General features: G+C 71.2%; 16 protein-coding genes. 8 read left to right on the plus strand and 8 right to left on the minus strand.

Features of this window, described 5'->3' with window-relative positions:
* Genes ACIBK1_RS36245 through ACIBK1_RS36260 form a run of 4 tightly spaced genes read right to left on the minus strand, consistent with a single transcriptional unit; the run spans window position 1 to window position 3330 of the window.
* Window positions 1–747, minus strand: a complete 747-nt coding sequence (locus tag ACIBK1_RS36245) for an SDR family NAD(P)-dependent oxidoreductase (RefSeq protein ID WP_030510219.1) — start codon at window positions 745–747, stop codon at window positions 1–3.
* 29 nt (window positions 748–776) lie between these two features.
* Window positions 777–1472 carry a 3-oxoacid CoA-transferase subunit B gene (locus ACIBK1_RS36250; protein ID WP_449566895.1) on the minus strand — a complete coding sequence of 232 codons (696 nt, stop codon included), beginning with the start codon at window positions 1470–1472 and terminating at the stop codon, window positions 777–779.
* Window positions 1469–2146: a 3-oxoacid CoA-transferase subunit A gene (locus ACIBK1_RS36255; protein ID WP_030510217.1), complete on the minus strand. Its 678-nt coding sequence runs from the start codon at window positions 2144–2146 to the stop codon at window positions 1469–1471. Before ACIBK1_RS36255 ends, ACIBK1_RS36250 begins: the two co-directional genes overlap by 4 nt.
* Window positions 2143–3330 carry a thiolase family protein gene (locus ACIBK1_RS36260; RefSeq protein ID WP_396740166.1) on the minus strand — a complete coding sequence of 396 codons (1188 nt, stop codon included), beginning with the start codon at window positions 3328–3330 and terminating at the stop codon, window positions 2143–2145. The genes ACIBK1_RS36255 and ACIBK1_RS36260 overlap by 4 nt, the downstream gene beginning before the upstream one ends.
* A gap of 114 nt (window positions 3331–3444) precedes the next feature.
* Here ACIBK1_RS36260 and ACIBK1_RS36265 point away from each other — a divergent pair, with 114 nt between their 5' ends.
* Window positions 3445–4068, plus strand: a complete 624-nt coding sequence (locus tag ACIBK1_RS36265) for an O-methyltransferase (RefSeq protein WP_396740168.1) — start codon at window positions 3445–3447, stop codon at window positions 4066–4068.
* A 4-nt stretch (window positions 4069–4072) separates the two neighbouring features.
* Here the strand turns inward: ACIBK1_RS36265 and ACIBK1_RS36270 are convergent, their stop codons facing one another.
* Window positions 4073–5518: an MFS transporter gene (locus ACIBK1_RS36270; RefSeq protein ID WP_396740170.1), complete on the minus strand. Its 1446-nt coding sequence runs from the start codon at window positions 5516–5518 to the stop codon at window positions 4073–4075.
* Window positions 5519–5626: 108 nt separating this feature from the next.
* Between ACIBK1_RS36270 and ACIBK1_RS36275 the strand changes: the two genes are divergently transcribed.
* The gene (locus tag ACIBK1_RS36275; RefSeq protein ID WP_396724716.1) at window positions 5627–6046 is read left to right on the plus strand and encodes a MarR family winged helix-turn-helix transcriptional regulator; all 420 of its coding nucleotides are present in this window, start codon (window positions 5627–5629) and stop codon (window positions 6044–6046) included.
* Between the two features lie 24 nt (window positions 6047–6070).
* Here the strand turns inward: ACIBK1_RS36275 and ACIBK1_RS36280 are convergent, their stop codons facing one another.
* Both ACIBK1_RS36280 and ACIBK1_RS36285 read right to left on the minus strand, forming a co-directional pair.
* Entirely contained in the window at window positions 6071–6850 is a 780-nt protein-coding gene (locus tag ACIBK1_RS36280; protein WP_396740172.1) for a phosphotransferase, read from the minus strand.
* Between the two features lie 302 nt (window positions 6851–7152).
* Window positions 7153–7986, minus strand: coding sequence for a helix-turn-helix transcriptional regulator (locus tag ACIBK1_RS36285; protein WP_030510211.1), 834 nt, complete (start codon window positions 7984–7986; stop codon window positions 7153–7155).
* A gap of 117 nt (window positions 7987–8103) precedes the next feature.
* Between ACIBK1_RS36285 and ACIBK1_RS36290 the strand changes: the two genes are divergently transcribed.
* From ACIBK1_RS36290 to ACIBK1_RS36300, 3 genes are all read left to right on the plus strand, one after another.
* Window positions 8104–9174, plus strand: coding sequence for an aldo/keto reductase (locus ACIBK1_RS36290; RefSeq protein WP_396740174.1), 1071 nt, complete (start codon window positions 8104–8106; stop codon window positions 9172–9174).
* Between the two features lie 8 nt (window positions 9175–9182).
* Window positions 9183–9986 carry an SDR family oxidoreductase gene (locus ACIBK1_RS36295; RefSeq protein WP_396740176.1) on the plus strand — a complete coding sequence of 268 codons (804 nt, stop codon included), beginning with the start codon at window positions 9183–9185 and terminating at the stop codon, window positions 9984–9986.
* A 62-nt stretch (window positions 9987–10048) separates the two neighbouring features.
* Entirely contained in the window at window positions 10049–11068 is a 1020-nt protein-coding gene (locus ACIBK1_RS36300) for a zinc-binding dehydrogenase (RefSeq protein WP_396740178.1), read from the plus strand.
* 310 nt (window positions 11069–11378) lie between these two features.
* Here the strand turns inward: ACIBK1_RS36300 and ACIBK1_RS36305 are convergent, their stop codons facing one another.
* Complete coding sequence (locus ACIBK1_RS36305; RefSeq protein ID WP_030510207.1) at window positions 11379–12473, minus strand: ADP-ribosylglycohydrolase family protein; 1095 nt, start codon at window positions 12471–12473, stop codon at window positions 11379–11381.
* 124 nt (window positions 12474–12597) lie between these two features.
* Between ACIBK1_RS36305 and ACIBK1_RS36310 the strand changes: the two genes are divergently transcribed.
* From ACIBK1_RS36310 to ACIBK1_RS36320, 3 genes are read left to right on the plus strand one after another with little or no spacing between them, the layout of a single operon-like run.
* Window positions 12598–13848, plus strand: coding sequence for an ROK family transcriptional regulator (locus tag ACIBK1_RS36310; RefSeq protein ID WP_197042784.1), 1251 nt, complete (start codon window positions 12598–12600; stop codon window positions 13846–13848).
* Window positions 13845–14741, plus strand: a complete 897-nt coding sequence (locus ACIBK1_RS36315; protein ID WP_030510205.1) for a polysaccharide deacetylase family protein — start codon at window positions 13845–13847, stop codon at window positions 14739–14741. Before ACIBK1_RS36310 ends, ACIBK1_RS36315 begins: the two co-directional genes overlap by 4 nt.
* The gene (locus ACIBK1_RS36320) at window positions 14738–16168 is read left to right on the plus strand and encodes an MFS transporter (protein WP_197042783.1); all 1431 of its coding nucleotides are present in this window, start codon (window positions 14738–14740) and stop codon (window positions 16166–16168) included. The genes ACIBK1_RS36315 and ACIBK1_RS36320 overlap by 4 nt, the downstream gene beginning before the upstream one ends.
* Window positions 16169–16183: the final 15 nt, after the last annotated feature.

Here is a 16183-nt window from a genome sequence, read left to right on the forward strand (position 1 = left end):
TCAGCTGCGCAGGTAGGAGGCGCCGTTCAGGTCGACGATCGTGCCGCTGGCCCACTCGGCCTCCGGCGACGCCAGATACAGGACGGCGGCCGCGATCTCCTCGGGCCTCGCCACTCTCCCGAACGGGCTCTGGGCGCGGATCTCGTCGCCCCGCGGCGCCTTGAGGTGCTCGTTGGTCATGTCGGTCTCGACGAAGCCGGGCGCCACCGTCGCCACGGCGATGCCGAGAGGCGCCAGGGCGATGGCGAGCGACTGGCCCAGGGCGTTCAGGCCCGCCTTGCCGGCTCCGTAGGCGGGGCTGTTCGGTTCCCCGCGGAAGGCGCCGCGCGACGAGACGTTGACGATCCTGCCGCCCGGAGTCATGTGCCGTACGGCGTTCCAGATGACGTTGGCCGGTCCGACAAGGTTGACGGCCAGCGTCTCGCGCCACACCGTCTGCCACTCCTCGTAGGAGGTCTCCGTGATCGGGTGGTGCAGGAAGATCCCGGCGTTGTTGACCAGGACGTCGATGCCCCCGAGGGCGGCCGCCGCCTCCTCGACCATGCGCCGCGCGTCGGCGGGATCGGCGACGTCCGCCTGGACGATGGCGTGGCCCTGCCCCGGCAGCTCGGCACGGAGCCGTTCGGCCAGGTCGGGGGAGCCGCGGTGATGGATCGCGACGCGGTCGCCGGCGGCGGCGAAGGCCAGCGCGATCGCCCGTCCGATCCCGCGAGAGGCACCGGTGACAAGGACTGCTCGCTCACTCACAGGGGGAGACTATCGTCCCTTTCGTCCGGTCATCCCTCCTGGCCCAGGGGGCGTACGGCCACCTCCAGCCGGGAGGCGAGATCGGCCACGCTGGTGCCGTACGTCTCGACCACGGTGACGCCTTGGGGGCCGATGTGGAAGACGCCGAGGTCGGTGTAGACGCGGCTCACGCAGGCCAGCCCGGTGAGCGGATAGGTGCACTCGGGGACGAGCTTGGGCGTGCCCTCCTTGGTGAACAGCGTCATCATGACGAACACCTGCTTGGCGCCGGTCGCCAGATCCATCGCGCCGCCGACGGCGGGGATGGCGTCGGGGGCGCCGGTGTGCCAGTTGGCCAGGTCGCCGCGTTCGGAGACCTGGAAGGCGCCGAGCACGCACACGTCGAGGTGACCGCCGCGCATCATCGCGAAGGAGTCGGCGTGGTGGAAGTAGGAGGCGCCCGGCAGCTCGGTGACGGGCACCTTGCCGGCGTTGGTCAGATCGGGGTCGATGTCGTCGCCGCGGGCGGCGGGCCCCATGCCGAGCATGCCGTTCTCGGTGTGCAGGACGACCCCGGAGCCGGCCGGGAGGTGGTCGGCGACCGTCGTCGGCTGGCCGATGCCGAGGTTCACGAAGGACCCGGGCGGGATGTCGCGTGCGACGAGGGCGGCGAGTTCGTCGCGGCCGAGCGGGCCGCGGCCGAGGTGTTCGACGGTCTTCGCGGTGGTTTTCACGGTGGTTTTCACGACGTCGCCTCCGTCGCGCTCAGGTCCAGGATCCGGTCGACATAGATGGAGGGGGTGACCACGGCCTCGGGGTCCAGCTCGCCGGTCTCGACGACGTGGTGCACCTGCGCGATCGTCAGCGTCGCGGCGGTCGCCATGACGGGCCCGAAGTTGCGCGCGGTCTTGCGGTAGACGAGGTTGCCCATCCGGTCGCCGGCGTGGGCGCCGACGAGGGCGACGTCGCCCTTGATCGGATACTCCAGCACGTAGTCGCGGCCGTCGATGGTGCGCGTCTCCTTGCCCTCGGCCAGCGGCGTGCCGACCCCGGTGGGGCAGTAGAACGCGCCGATGCCGGCCCCGGCCGCGCGCATGCGCTCGGCCAGGGTGCCCTGCGGGACGACCTCCAGCTCGATCTTCCCGGCGCGGTAGAGGCCGTCGAAGACCCACGAGTCGCTCTGGCGCGGGAACGAGCAGATCATCTTGCGTACCCGCCCGGCGGCGAGCAGCGCCGCGAGGCCGGTGTCGCCGTTGCCCGCGTTGTTGCTGACCACGGTCAGGTCCGTCGCGCCCTGCCGGATCAGCGCATCGATGAGCTGGACGGGCATCCCGGCCATCCCGAAGCCGCCGATCAGGACGGTGGAGCCGTCCGCGATGCCCGCGACCGCCTCTTCGGGGTCGGTGAGCACGGCGGTCATGACGCGCTCACGTTCTCGAGCACGACGGCCAGGCCCTGGCCGACGCCGATGCAGATCGCGGCCACACCCCACCGCTCGCGCCGTTCGCGCAGCACCTGGGCGAGCGTGCCGAGGACGCGGCCGCCGGATGCGCCCAGGGGATGACCGATGGCGATGGCGCCGCCCCTGGTGTTGACGATCGAGGGATCGACCTTCCAGGCGTCGAGGCACACGAGCGATTGCACGGCGAACGCCTCGTTCAGCTCGACGGCGCCGACGTCGTCCCAGCCGATGCCGGCCCGGCGCAGCGCCTGGTTGGCGGCTTCGACCGGCGCGTACCCGAACATCTGGGGTTCGAGCGCGCAGGCCCCGCGGCCGGCGACGCGGGCGATCGGGCCGGCGCCGATCCGGTCCGCGGCGGCCTGCGAGCCGAGCACGACCGCTGAGGCGCCGTCGTTCAGCGGGGAGGCGTTGCCGGCCGTGATGGCGCCGTCGGGGCGGAAGGCCGGCTTCAGCCCGGCCAGGATCTCCGGCGTCGTGCCGGGCCTGATCCCCTCGTCCCGCGTCAGGCCGGCGCCCTCGACCGGGACGACCAGGTCGTCGTAAAAGCCATCGTTCCAGGCCGCGTCGGCCAGCACGTGGGACCGCGCGGCGAAGGCGTCCTGCCGTTCGCGCGAGACGCCGAACCTCTCGCCGAGCTGCTCGTTGGCCTCGCCGAGGGAGACCGTCCACTCCTTCGGCATGCGCGGGTTCACCAGCCGCCAGCCGAGCGTGGTGGAGACCGCGGTCACGTCACCGGCGGGGAAGGCCCGGGAGGGCTTGGGCAGCACCCACGGCGCCCGGGTCATCGACTCCACGCCACCGATGACGACGACGTCGGCGTCGCCGCTCTCGACGGCCCGTGAGCCGATCATGGCGGCGTCCAGGCTCGACCCGCACAGCCGGTTCACCGTGGTGGCCGGCACGGTCACCGGAAGCCCGGCCAGCAGCACGGCCATCCGGCCCACGTTGCGGTTGTCCTCACCCGCGCCGTTGGCGTTGCCCCACACCACGTCGCCGATCTCCGCCGGATCCAGCCGGGGAAGCTTTGCCAGGACGCCGCGCAATGCTGTGGCCGCCAGGTCGTCCGGGCGGACGTCCGCGAGCGCGCCGTTGAACCTGCCGAACGGCGTGCGCGCCGCGGCGTAGACGAAGGCCGAGCCCATGACGTTCCCTTCTTGTTCGCTATGCGAACGCCGGTTCATCTTGCGAACACAACGAGCATAGTCCATGCCGTCGAGGCCTGGCCTGGGCGTCCACGGTCGGCCTAGCCTGGGGCGATGTCGATCGACGGCACGGCGGCGTACGCCGGCGTCACGGGATTGCCTCCGCTGGTCATGCGTGCGGTCCTGGCGGCCCGGCAGGCGGGCTTCGCGCCCTCCTGCCGGCCGGAACAGGGGCGCCTGCTGTACGCCTTGGCGGGCGGGGCCGAGACGATCGGGGAGACCGGCACGGGATGCGGGGTGGGCCTGGCGTGGCTGGCCTCGGGCGCCCGGCCCGGGGCACGGCTGGTCAGCGTCGAACGCGACGCACGCCGAGCGTCCCTGGCCGCTCAGGTCTTCCTCGATCACCCGCAGGTCTCGGTGATCCGCGGCGACTGGCGGGAGATCCATCGGGACGGGCCGTACGACCTGCTCGTGCTCGACGGCGGCGGCCAGGGCAAAAGCGGTGAGCAGCCTGCTGATCCGCACCGACTGCTGAAGCCGGGAGGGACGCTGGTCATCGACGACCTGACCCCGGCCCGGCACTGGCCGCCCCGGTTCGACGGCGCCGTCGACCAGGCCCGGGTGCACTGGCTCGGCCACCCGGGGCTGGACGCGGCGGAGATCCGGCTCGCGCCGGACCTGGCCGCGCTCGTGGCCACTCGCCGTTTCGGCGATACGCCCGGCGCGGCCGATCGGTGACGGGTCAGGGCTTCGCGGCGGTGACGGGCTCGGCGGGGACGTCGTGTCCGGACGTACGGCCCGCCGGTCGTGCGGGGAGCGCCGTGGTCACGGCGGCGGCGACGAGGGCGGCGGCGCAGCCGATCAGCATCCCGGCGCGGAAACCGCCCTCCGACGGCAGGACGTGCCCGCCCAGCCGGATGGTCATCTGTGACAGGACGACGCCGATGACCGCGGCCGAGACCGTGGTGCCGATGGAGCGCATCAGCGTGTTGAAGCTGTTGGCGGCGGCGGTCTCGGAACGGGGGACCGCGCCCATGATCAGCGCGGGCATCGCCCCGTAGGCCAGGCCGACGCCCATGCTGCACACGCAGGTGACGACCAGCAGCCCCCAGGTGGAGCCCAGCAGGGCCGTCGACGAGCCGTACCCGAGCGCCATGACCAGGCTGCCGGCGATCAGCGTGACCTTGGGGCCGCGGGCGGCCGACAGGCGGGCGCCCAGCGGAGAGACGGCCATCATCACCAGTCCGGAAGGGGCCATCCACAGCCCGGCCGCCAGCATCGACTGGCCCAGGCCGTAGCCGGTGGCCGCGGGGAGCTGCAGGATCTGCATGACGATCAGCGCCTGGGCGTACATCGAGATGCCGACCACGATCGAGGCCAGGTTGGTCAGCAGCACCTGCCGCCGCGCGGTGACGCGCAGATCGACCAGCGGGTCACTGACACGCAGCTCCCACCAGCCCCACAGCAGCAGCACGACCAGCGCGGCGGCGAGCAGGCCAAGTGTGGCGCCGCTCGTCCAGCCCCAGTCGGCGCCCTTGGAGACGCCCAGCAGCAGGCACACCAGCCCCGTGCTCAGACCGAGCACACCGGCGACGTCGATCCGGCCGGAAGCCCGCGCGGGCGTGGCCGGCACCAGGAGCCAGATCAGCACCGCGACCAGCACGCTCAGCCCCGCGGAGCCCCAGAACAGCATCCGCCAGCTCGCGTACTCGGCGACCGCCGCCGCGATCGGCAGGCCGAGCGCGCCGCCGATTCCCATCGACGAGCTCAGCAGCGCGATGGAGGGACCGAGCCGCTCGGGCGGCAGCAGGTCGCGCAGGGCGCTGATGCCCAGCGGGATCAAGCCCATGCCCATGCCCTGCAGACCCCTACCGACGATCATCGGGATGAGGGAGCCCGCCAACGCACAGACGACACACCCCGCGATCAACGGCACCGAGCAGACCAGCATCATGCGGCGCTTGCCGTACAGGTCGCCGAGCCGGCCGGTGACCGGGGTCGTGACCGCTCCCGCGAGCAGGGTGACGGTGATCACCCATGAGGCGTTCGACGCGGTGGTGCGCAGCAGATTCGGCAGCTCGCCGATCAGCGGCACCACCAGGGTCTGCATCAGCGAGGCGACGATGCCGGCCACCGCCATCACGCTGACGATGCCGCCGGGGCGAGCGGCGGACGTGGAGCCTCCCACGGGGGTTCTCCCTCGGGTCGATGGTCAAAACGATGTGCACCATACACACCATGTGTTACATGCACAATTCGTGTAGGGTGCACATATCTGTATGAGAAGGAAACCGGCATGGACAAGCCCACGCATCTCATCGAGTTCGAGACCATGCTCCTCGGGCGGCACCGGCACGTCGATCGCAGCGCCTACCTGCTGCTCAGCCGCATCCACATCACCGGCCCTATGACGATCGGCCAGCTCAGCGACGCCTTCGGGCTGGACGTGTCCACCCTCAACCGGCACACCTCGGCCCTGCTGCGCGCCGGACTGGTCGAACGCATCCCCGACCCCGACGGCGGCATCGCCCGCAAGTTCCGCCTGACCGGGAAAGGCGAGCGGTGGCTCGGCGAGCAGCGCGAGAAGAACATCCTCGGCCTGGAGAAGGTGCTCGCCGACTGGACCGCCGAGGACGTCGTGGGTTTCCTCGCCTACCTGAGACGCTTCAACACCGACATCGAACGCCTCGCCGGACGGCCCTGGCCCCGTCCCTGACCAGTCGATTCGCAGGCGTCTGTCTCACTCGGCGGCGAAGCCGGCCAGTTCCTCGACCGCGATGTCCAATGACCTGTCGACGCCGTGGTCGACCAACTTCCGGTACGCCGGGTCGCCGGCCGCCGCGAGACGCCGGATGCCGTCGGCGGAGGCATTGACCCGCTGGCGGACGATCCCGAGGAACCGCTCGGCCGGGCCGTCCCAGCCGTAGGCGTCGAGGAACAGCCGCAGCCTCCGCGGCCGCTCGGCGAACGCGGTGAACCCGTCCGCCGCCACGACATGGCGGGCGTGGAGCGGCACCCAGGAGAAGGCGGTGAAGGCGAGGTCCCACTCGGGGGTGACCGGACCGGCGAAGTCCCAGTCGAAGAAGCCGATGAGACGCCCGTCGGCCCACGCCGCGTTGTACGGCGCCGCGTCGTTGTGGCCGACGACCAGGCCGGGCCGCCAGGTCCCTCCCTCACGCCAGACCGCGTCAGGCGGGGGGACGAAGTCCGCCACCGCGGCGTGGAAGTCACGCAGCCAGCCGGCCACCTGACGAAGTGCGTCGTCACCATGCACCCAGGCGGGCCACGGCCGCGCGGTTCCGACCACCTCTCCCGCAAGATACGAGAGGACCTCCCGGCCCTGGTCGTCGAAGCCTCGGGCCCGCGGGGCCCCGTCGAAACCGGCCTCCTCCAGATGCCGGAGCAGCGCGTGCACGGCAGGCGTCCAGGGCCCGGGGACACGCCGGACCGTGTCGCCGACCCGGACCGCCCCATTCGTGTTCCCGCCGGGAAGACGTCGCTCCTCGATCATGTGTCCCATGATGGCCTCCCCCTGACCGCCCCGCGGGCCCTGACGACCATCGGGACACTGTGCGTTCCTGGCAGGAGCCATCATCCCTTCGACCACCACGCCCACTACGACATGACCTCCTCCGAAGCGCGCTGGCGCCAAGCGGAGCAAGCGTGTGCAGTCCCACCGGGCAGGGCCGCAAGGGGTGGACCATGCGCTGGGAAGGCACTCTTGAACGCCTTCCAGATCGCCTTCGAAGCCCGCCTCAACCCCTGCCGACCTCCGAACACTTCAACAACCAGGATCAGCCGTCAAGTAGACACTCCCCGTTATCACCCTGTGCGCAGCCGGTCCATTGCTGCTTGGCTGTCGTCGTCCGCGGCGCGGCAGATCATCAGCCGCTGGTCGGGGTCTTGAAGTGGCATGAGCACTTCGAAGTGGACTGCGATTTCTCCGGCCTCGGGATGCCGTATCACCTTGTGTCCGCGGCCGTTGATTTTGACGTCGCGCTGGGCCCACAAGCGTGCGAACTGCTCGTTGTGAGTGATGCACCGGGAGATGAGGTCGTTCAGAACGTGGTCCTCCGGATATGCGGCCCAGGCGGCGCGCAGGTAGGCGGTTGCCTCCCGCACGACGCGTTCGCGGTCGACGTAGTACTCGCGTGTTTCCGGATGGATCAGACATAGCCACATCGAGTTGCGCTGCTGGGGCGGCAGGGTGTCGAAATCGATGAGCAGCCTCCCCATTTCGGGATTCCAGGCCAGGATGTCGTAGCGGTGGTTCAGCACCATGGCCGGCAGCGGGGACAGGTCGGTGACCAGCCGGGCCAGCGGCGGTGCCGCCGTAGTGGTGGGCTTGGCGGAGGTGCGGGGGCGTTGCCGGGTGAGGTCGTAGAGGTAGGTGCGTTCGTCGGGGGCCAGGCGCAGGGCGCCGGCCAGCGCTTCGACTACGTCTGCTGAGGGCCGCAGCGGGCGGGCCTGTTCCAGCCGCACAAGGTAGTCGATGCTGATTCCGGCCAGTTCGGCGACCTCTTCGCGGCGCAGTCCGGGGGTGCGCCGGGCCTGCCGGCGCACGGGCAGGCCGACGTCACGAGGGTCGAGGCGCTCGCGTCGGGTGCGCAGGAACGCAGCCAGTTCCTGGGCCGGGTCCACGGTGCGGGTCGTCATGCCCCGTCCAACAGGCTGGGTAGGAGCGGTGTTCCCAGGAAGCGTCTTCCCTTACCCCTCGCTGCCGGCGGGCGCAGGCTGGTGGCCGACCTTGGATCACGAGCACAGGAGAACACGATGTCGCTGACCCTCGACACCTACCGGCTGCTGGGCCGCTCCGGGCTGCGGGTCTCACCGCTGGCGCTGGGCGCGGCGACCTTCGGCACCGAGTGGGGCTGGGGCGCCGAGCGCGAGGAGGCGCGCAAGCTGTTCGACCGTTACACCGAGCTCGGCGGCAACTTCTTCGACACCGCCAGCACCTACACCAATGGCAGTTCCGAGCGGCTTTTGGGCGAGTTCACCCGCACCAACCGCGACGGACTGGTGCTGGCGACGAAGTATTCGACGCTGCGCCGGCCCGCTGACCCCAATTCCGGGGGTACGCACCGCAAGAGCATGCTGGCGTCGGTGGAATCCAGTCTGCGGCAGCTGAACACGGACTACATCGATCTGCTCTATCTGAACGTATGGGACTTCAGGACGCCGGTGGAGGAGATCCTGCGCGGCCTGGACGACCTGGTGAGGCAGGGCAAGGTTCTGTACGTAGCGATCTCCAGCGCCCCGGCCTGGCAGGTGTCGCGCATGCAGACGATCGCCGACCTGCGCGGCTGGTCGCCACTGGTCGCACTGGAGATCGAGTACAGCCTGATCGAGCGTACCGGGGAGCGTGACCTGATCCCCATGGCACGCGAGATGGGACTGGGAGTGGTCTCCTTCTCCCCGCTGGGCGGCGGGGTACTCACCGGCAAGTACAGCCGTGAGGACCTGAAGCCGACAGGCCTCGTTGCCGGCGAAACCGCCGGCAGCCGCAAGAGCCTCAACGCCGCCCTGGGAATGGTGACCGAGCGCACCCTTGCCATCGCTGATGTGGTGAAGGAGGTGGCCTCGGAACTGGGCCACACACCCGCCCAGGTCGCACTGGCCTGGACCCTGAACGCCCCGGGCGTGACGGCACCCATCATCGGCGCCCGCACCATCGCGCAGCTGGAAGACAACCTGGGCGCCCTGCAGGTCGACCTCACTCCCTCCCATCTGGCCCGCCTCGGCGAGGTCAGCGCCATCGACCTCGGCATTCCGCACGGCCTGCTCGCCGGCGACCACATCCGCGCGGTCACCACAGGCGACATGAAGATCGAAACCCGCAGCTGATTCAGTTCATGAAGGGCAATATCAAGACATATCGCCACGTTTTGATGATGGAGCGGAGCAACCTCGGCATGGGTCAGTACAGCGACAAGAATGTGGTGATCACGGGTGGCAGCAGCGGCATGGGGCTTGCGGTAGCGGAGCTGCTGGTGCAAGGCGGAGCCCGCGTGGTGATTACCGGCCGTTCTCAGGCCACGCTCGACGCGGCGCGGAAGCGGCTCGGTGAGAATGCCGTGGCCGTCCGGGGCGATGTGGCCTCACTGTCCGACCTGGACACGCTCGCCGGCCGGGTGAAGAGCGAGCTCGGCTCAATCGAGGCGCTGTTCGTCAACGCCGGCATCGCACCCCTCACGCCCCTTGAGTCGACGACCGAGGAGGTGTACGACGAACTGTTCGCGATCAACGTCAAGGGCGCCTTTTTCACTGTGCAGAAGCTCGCCCCGCTGTTGAGCGCGAACGCCGGCGTCGTCCTCACCACCTCGATCGCGAACGTCATCGGCATGGTGGACACCAGCGTCTATGCGGCCGGCAAAGCGGCGCTGCGCTCGATGGCCCGCACCTTCTCCCGCGAGCTGCTTCCGCGGGGAATTCGTGTCAATGCGATCAGCCCGGGTCCCATCGACTCGGGGATTCTGGAAACGATGATGTCCAAGGAGGCCGCCGGCCGGTTCAGGGCGGAGCGGATCGCGAGCAACCCCATGGGGCGTTACGGCACCGTCGAGGAGTTCGCCAAGGCGGCCGCATTCCTCGCCTTCGACGCCACGTACACCACCGGTATCGAGCTGGCCGTGGACGGCGGTGAAACGCAGCTCTGAGCTCGCCCTGCCGCTCTGCCATGGGCTCAGGCCCGGCCCTGACCGATCGAAAGACTTCCATCATGACAGTCCATGGACCACACGCCGTCGTCCTGCGCGAGCATCGCAGGGATCTGGCTCAGCCACCCAGCTCACTGCTTGAGGTGGTCGCGCTCCCTCCGCAGGAACTGGCCGCCGGCCAGGTCCGGGTGCGGAACCTGTACCAGCAGGTGATCGCGGCGACCGGCGACCTGATGTTCGAGACCACTCAAATCCCGGTGCCCACCTTCCGGGTCGGCGAGCCGCTCTACGGCACCGCGATCGGCACGGTCGTCGAGTCACGGGCCGACGGCCTGCCGGTGGGAACCGTCGTGCTGCACATGTCGGGCTGGCGCGAGGAGAGCATCCTGGGGCAGGACGAGGCGTTCTCCGTGCCCGACAGCGTCTTCCCCGGTCCCGAGTACCTGCTCAACCAGGGCGTGCCCGCCTACCACGGCATCGTCGACATCGCCGCCGTCGGCGACGGTGACGTCGTCCTCGTCAGCGGAGCCGCCGGCGGCGTCGGGTCGATGGCCGCGCAGATCGCCAAGGCACGTGGCGCCGCGTACGTCATCGGCATTGCCGGCGGGCCCGAGAAGACCCGCTACCTCGTCGAAGAGCTCGGCCTCGATGCCGCCATCGACTATCGCAACGACGACCTCGACGACCGGCTCACCGAGCTCGCCCCCGACGGGATCAACGCCTTCTTCGACACCATCGGCGGCTCGCAGTTCGAAGCAGCACTCCGGCACACGGCGTTCGGCGCCCGCTTCGCGCTGTGCGGCACCCTCGCCGGGCAGGTCGGCGGCGGCGACGGCGGGCACCCCCGCTTCGACATCATGACCGCGCTGGTCCACGAGGTGCAGATCCGCCCCTTCACCACCAGGCACACCCCCGACCAGGTCCAGGCCTGGAACACCCACTATGCCCAGTGGTACGACGAAGGCCGGATCAGGTTCGCACACACTCTCCTCGAAGGCACCCTCCAGCGCGTCATCACCGCGCAGGACGAGCTCCTCGCCGGCGTACACCGCGGCAATGTCATCGTGAGGCTCACCGCATAGGTGAGACATGACGCGGCGGTGCTGGTCGCGCCGCAGTTCAGCTCCCCGCCCCGGCGGCAGTCCCGACGTGGACGGGCCGGGTGCCGACACTCAGGTCGGCCAAGACCATCGGACGCGCCGCGGAGGTTGGCCGGGCGCACCCGCAGTACCAGGAACCGGGAGGTCATCTTCGCGCCCGGGTTGCCCGCGGTGTGCTTGCCACCCCACCGCCAGGTCACCCGGCGCAACGCGCACCGTCCGGCGGCCAGAGCGAGCTCCCGCAGTGTGGAGCGCGGGGTGCGGTACTGCGCTGAACACCGGACGGTGGCGGTCAGCAGCCGGGGTACTTGTCGCGGTCGAGACGGCCGCCGGTGAACTGGGCGGTGAAGTCGTCGGCGAGTTCGATGAGGGTGTCCCTGCCCTCCAGCCGGGACACCCAGCGCCCGGGAAGGGCCGCGTCGCCGTGCACCGTGCCGAGGAGGTTGCCGCAGAGGGAGCCGGTGGAGTCGCTGTCGCCGGAGTGGTTGACCGCCAGCAGCAGGGCCCGCTCGATGTCGTCGCCGCTCACCAGCGCGCAGTAGGCCGCGATGGCGAGGGCCTCCTCGGCCACCCACCCGCCGCCGAGCGTCTCCACCGTCTCGGGCGTCGGCTCCGCCGTACCGGCCAGGGCGACCGCCGCCTCGATCGCGGCGGTGGTCTCCTCGTGCGCGGGCCGCTCGGCGAGCAGGCCGAGAGTGTCCCGTACGGCCGCCGGGAGCGGCGCGCCCTGGGCCAGGAGGCAGATCAGCGCGGCGAAGGCGCCGGCCGCGAGATAACCGGTGGGATGACCGTGCGTGATCTGGGCGCAGCCGGCCGCGAGCGTGAAGGCGGCCTGCGGGTCGCGGACGGCCAGCCCGAACGGCGCGGAGCGCATGACGGTGCCGCAGCCCTTCGAGCCGGGGTTGACCGGCCCGGGCAGGCCGGGGGCGGCGAGCGAACCGAGGTCGGCGCGCAGCCCGGACACGCAGGCGTTGCCGGGGGCGCGGCGGGAGTAGAGCCAGGTCTGCTCGCGGAGCCGGCCGGTGCGGACGAGGCCGTCGGCGGGCGGCGGCACGCGGTGCTCCTGGGTGTCGAGCCAGCGCAGGTAGGCGTGGCGCACCACCTGCACCTCACCCCCGCCGATGCCCCTCTCTCTGACGCGCACGTCGGCACGGATCAGCCCTTCGACGGTGAACAGCGTCATCTGCGTGTCGTCGGTGACCAGGCCGGTCTCGCCGCGCCAGTCGGGCGCGAGGTCGGTCAGGCCCGCCTCGCCGTGGTCGCGGCGGATGGCGGCGATCGAGTCGAACTCCACGGGTGCGCCGAGGGCGTCGCCGACGGCCCCGCCGAGCAGGCAGCCGCGTACCCGTGCCCCGAATGGAACGTCGCCCGTTGCGGCATTGCTCACGATGATCCCCTCTCTGCCTTTTATGAACCGTAGCGGTCTTGCCGCGGGGCCGCCGATCGGATAGAAACGGCTCACTCCGAGTAGGAAAGTTTCCGACCTACTCGGGCCGGGACGCGAGGTGAGCGTGAGCGCGAACTACCTGGCCGGGCCGCAGGGCCTGCTCTGGTCGATCAACGCCCGCGCGGTGCTCGACGTCATCGACCGTGAGGGGCCGCTCGGCCGGCCGGAGATCACCAGGGCCACCGGCCTGTCCAAGACCACCGTCGCCCAGGCGCTGCGCGAGCTCGTCGCACGCGGGGCCGTGGAGGAGGCGGGCGCCGACACCACTCGTCGCGGGCCCGCCGCGACCCTCTACCGGATCGCCCCCCGCTGCGCGCTCGCGCTCGGCGTCGACATCGGCCACCTGCGCATCCGCGCCGTACTCGTCGACGCGGTGGGGGAGACGCTCGCCCAGGCGGAGACCCGGGCGCCGCGCCGCAGGGTGGCCGACACGGCGGCGGCGGTGGCCGCACTCGCCGCCGAGTGCGCCGCACGCGCCGGGACCGAGCCGGGCGCCGTCGGTCAGGCCGTCGTCGGCGTCCCGGCGGTCGTGGCGCGCGACGGCCGCACCGTCAGGCGGGCCTACGGGCTGCCGCAGGGGGGCCGCGGCCTGGCAGAGGCGATCGAGCGCGACCTGCCCGTGCCCCTGCTGCTGGAGAACGACGTCAACCTCGCCGCCGTCGCCGAGCAGCGGTTCGGCGCGTGCGCCGGCGTCGCCGACTTCGTCCTGCTCGGCGTCGGGGTCGGCCTCGGCGCCGGGATCGTGCTGGGCGGCCGGCTCCACCGGGGCTTCGCCGGGGGAGCGGGCGAGGTCGCATTCCTGCCCCACCCCGCGACCGAGCTCGGCACCGAGGTGCTCGGCGCCCGCCGCATCGCCGAACAGGCCAGGCAGGCCGGCATCGAGGGCAGCCCGTCCACGCGGGAGATCTTCGACAGCGCCAGGGCCGGTGACGAGAGGGCACTCGCCGTGGTCGACGCGACCGCCCGCAGGATCGCCCACGTCGCGGCGTCGGTCGCCCTCGTGATCGAGCCGGAGCTGTTCGTGCTCGGCGGCGCGTTCGGCGCCAGCGCCGATCTGCTGCTGGGCCGCATCCGCCGCCACCTGGCGAGGGACGCCGCGCCGCTCCCGATCAGGATCGTCGCGAGCGGCGTTCCCGGGGATCCGGTGCTGCGGGGCGCGTCGTGGCTCGCCCGCCATCGTGCGCGGGAACGCGCCTTCGCCGCCGCCGTGGGCGGCCGGCCACATGAGACGGCAGCCGGGGGACCGTACGACATCGCGACCGGCGGACCGTACGGCACGGACCTCGCCGGGGCAGGGAAAGGGGACATCACGTGAACCTCGCGCGACGGCTCGGAGCCCGGCCGGACGACCGGCTGCTGATAGTGAACGCCGACGACTACGGCATGTGCCGGGCGGCCAACAGCGGCATCACCTCGCTGCTCGCCGCCCGCGCGATCAGCTCGGCGACCGTCATGACGCCGTGCCCGTGGGCCCCCGACGCGGTCCGTACGGCCGTCGCGGGCGGTTACGACGTGGGCGTCCACCTGACGTTCACCAGCGAGTGGGAGGGATACCGGTGGGGACCGGTGACCCGCGACCGTGCGGTGTCCTCGCTCGTGGACGAGGCCGGCTACTTCCCCGCCGACAGCCGGACGGTCGAGGAGCGGGCCGACCCCGAGGAGGTGCGGGCGGAGATCGACGCGCAGATCCGCAGGGCCGTCGCACTCGGCCTCGACCCGTCGCACGCCGACAACCACATGGGCAGTCTGTACGGCCTGGCGACCGGCCGTGACTTCCTCGACGTCGTCTTCAAGGCGTGCGCGGAGCAAGGCCTGCCGTTCCGGCTGCCCAGGACCCTCGACGGCATGGGCCTGCCGGAGGAGCTGGAGCCGTTCGCGCAGGCCAGGGCCGAGGCCGCGGACGCGGCGGGCGTGGTGATCCTCGACCGGCTGTGGACGCTGCCCTTCGAACTGGCCGAGGGGGAGACGTACGAGAGCGTCAGAAGCGACATGATCGGGCTGATCCGGACGCTGCGCCCCGGCGTGACCGAGATCTACATCCACCCGTTCGAGGACGACGGCGAACTCCGGCAGATCATGCCGCATCACGCCAAGCGCGGCATGGAGCTGCGGCTGTTCACCGATCCGGAGGTCCGCCGCGCCATCGCGGAGGAGGGCGTCCGCCTCATCGGCTGGTCGGATCTCCGCACCGCCCAGAGGGCCCGATGAAGCGCGGCCCAGAGGGCCCGGTGACGCGCGGCCCGGAGGGCCAGATGCTGCGCGGCCCGGAGGGCTTGGTGACGCGCGGCTCGGAGGGTCCAGTGCGGCGCGGGCAGATGCTGGCCTACGGATCGGGCAACCTGTCGGTCAACCTGCTCAGCCAGGCGTTCGCGACCTTCGCCACCTTCTACTACGTCGACCACCTGGGCGTCGACCCGTCGCTCATCGGCGTCGCCATGGTGATCCACGGCATCGTCAACGCGGTGCTCAACCCGCTCGTGGGGCATGTCTCCGACCGGACCCGGACGCGCTGGGGCAGGCGGGTGCCGTACATCGCGATCGGCATGGCGCCGCTGGCCGCGGCCTTCACCATGATCTGGATCCCGCTCGTGGACGGCGCGACCGCGAGGTTCTGGTACTTCCTGGTCGTTGTCCTCGTCTACGACGTCCTGTTCGTCGTCGTGGTCCTGAACTACGTGGCGCTGTTCCCCGAGATGTTCACCACCATCGCCGAGCGGGCCCGCGCCGCGTCGTGGCGGCAGATGTTCGCCATCGTCGGCATGATCGTCGGCGTCGCCGCGGCGCCCCTGCTGTACGGCGCCATCGGATGGGCCGCCATGGGCGTGTCCTTCGGCGTCGTGGCGCTGGCCTTCTTCGCGCTGTCGCTGCGCGGCTCGGCCGAGCGGGTGCACGCGGAGCGCGAGAGCTTCGGGTTCCTCGCCGCGCTCCGCTACACGCTCGCCAACCGCGCCTTCGTCACGTACGTCACGGGCAGCTTCCTGCTGCAGCTCACCTTCGCCCTGCTGCAGGCGGGGATCCCGTTCTTCACCAAGTACGCCCTGGGCGAGGCCGACTCCGCCAACACCGTCGTCCTGGGCGCGGTGTTCGTCGTCGCGATCCCGATGGTCTACGTGTGGAGCCGGGTCACCACGCGGATCGGCCCGCGCCGCGCCGTCCTCGTCGCGATCGTCGTGTACGGCGTGGCGCTCGTGCCGTTCCTGCTCGTCGGGAGCCTCCTGCTCGCGGCGGTGACCGGGGCCGCGATCGGCGTGGGGATCGCGGGCATGCTCGTGCTCCTGGAGATCCTGCTCGCCGAGGTCATCGACGACGACGAGCGCAGGACGGGCACCCGTCGTGAGGGGATGTACTTCGGCATGAACGGGTTCATCGTCCGGTGGGCGGTGTCCCTCCAGGCCGTGATCATCACGGTCGTGCTGTCCCGATCGGGCTACCACAACGGGGCCGCGGTGCAGCCGGACTCCGTCGTGACCGGCGTCCGGCTGATGATGGGCGTGGTGCCCCTGGTGGTGCTGGCGCTGGCATTCGGCTGCTTCCTTCTCTACCCGCTGCGCGACGGCGGGTCGCACCGTTCTCCCGTCGCGGCCCGCGAGTCCGTCGCGGCCCGGGAGTCCGGAAAGGGCCGCCCGCAGTCGTGACCGGGCGCCGGCTTA

Source organism: Microbispora rosea, from assembly GCF_044460045.1.
Lineage (GTDB): Bacteria > Actinomycetota > Actinomycetes > Streptosporangiales > Streptosporangiaceae > Microbispora > Microbispora rosea.

Excerpts from the sequence above, each read along its gene's own strand:
- ACIBK1_RS36300 (WP_396740178.1), top strand. The coding sequence starts at position 10,049 with ATGACAGTCCATGGACCACACGCCGTCGTCCTGCGCGAGCATCGCAGG.
- ACIBK1_RS36280 (WP_396740172.1), bottom strand. The coding sequence starts at position 6,850 with ATGGGACACATGATCGAGGAGCGACGTCTTCCCGGCGGGAACACGAAT.
- ACIBK1_RS36285 (WP_030510211.1), bottom strand. The coding sequence starts at position 7,986 with ATGACGACCCGCACCGTGGACCCGGCCCAGGAACTGGCTGCGTTCCTG.
- ACIBK1_RS36320 (WP_197042783.1), top strand. The coding sequence starts at position 14,738 with ATGAAGCGCGGCCCAGAGGGCCCGGTGACGCGCGGCCCGGAGGGCCAG.
- ACIBK1_RS36295 (WP_396740176.1), top strand. The coding sequence starts at position 9,183 with ATGAAGGGCAATATCAAGACATATCGCCACGTTTTGATGATGGAGCGG.
- ACIBK1_RS36255 (WP_030510217.1), bottom strand. The coding sequence starts at position 2,146 with ATGACCGCCGTGCTCACCGACCCCGAAGAGGCGGTCGCGGGCATCGCG.
- ACIBK1_RS36265 (WP_396740168.1), top strand. The coding sequence starts at position 3,445 with ATGTCGATCGACGGCACGGCGGCGTACGCCGGCGTCACGGGATTGCCT.
- ACIBK1_RS36275 (WP_396724716.1), top strand. The coding sequence starts at position 5,627 with ATGGACAAGCCCACGCATCTCATCGAGTTCGAGACCATGCTCCTCGGG.
- ACIBK1_RS36260 (WP_396740166.1), bottom strand. The coding sequence starts at position 3,330 with ATGGGCTCGGCCTTCGTCTACGCCGCGGCGCGCACGCCGTTCGGCAGG.
- ACIBK1_RS36290 (WP_396740174.1), top strand. The coding sequence starts at position 8,104 with ATGTCGCTGACCCTCGACACCTACCGGCTGCTGGGCCGCTCCGGGCTG.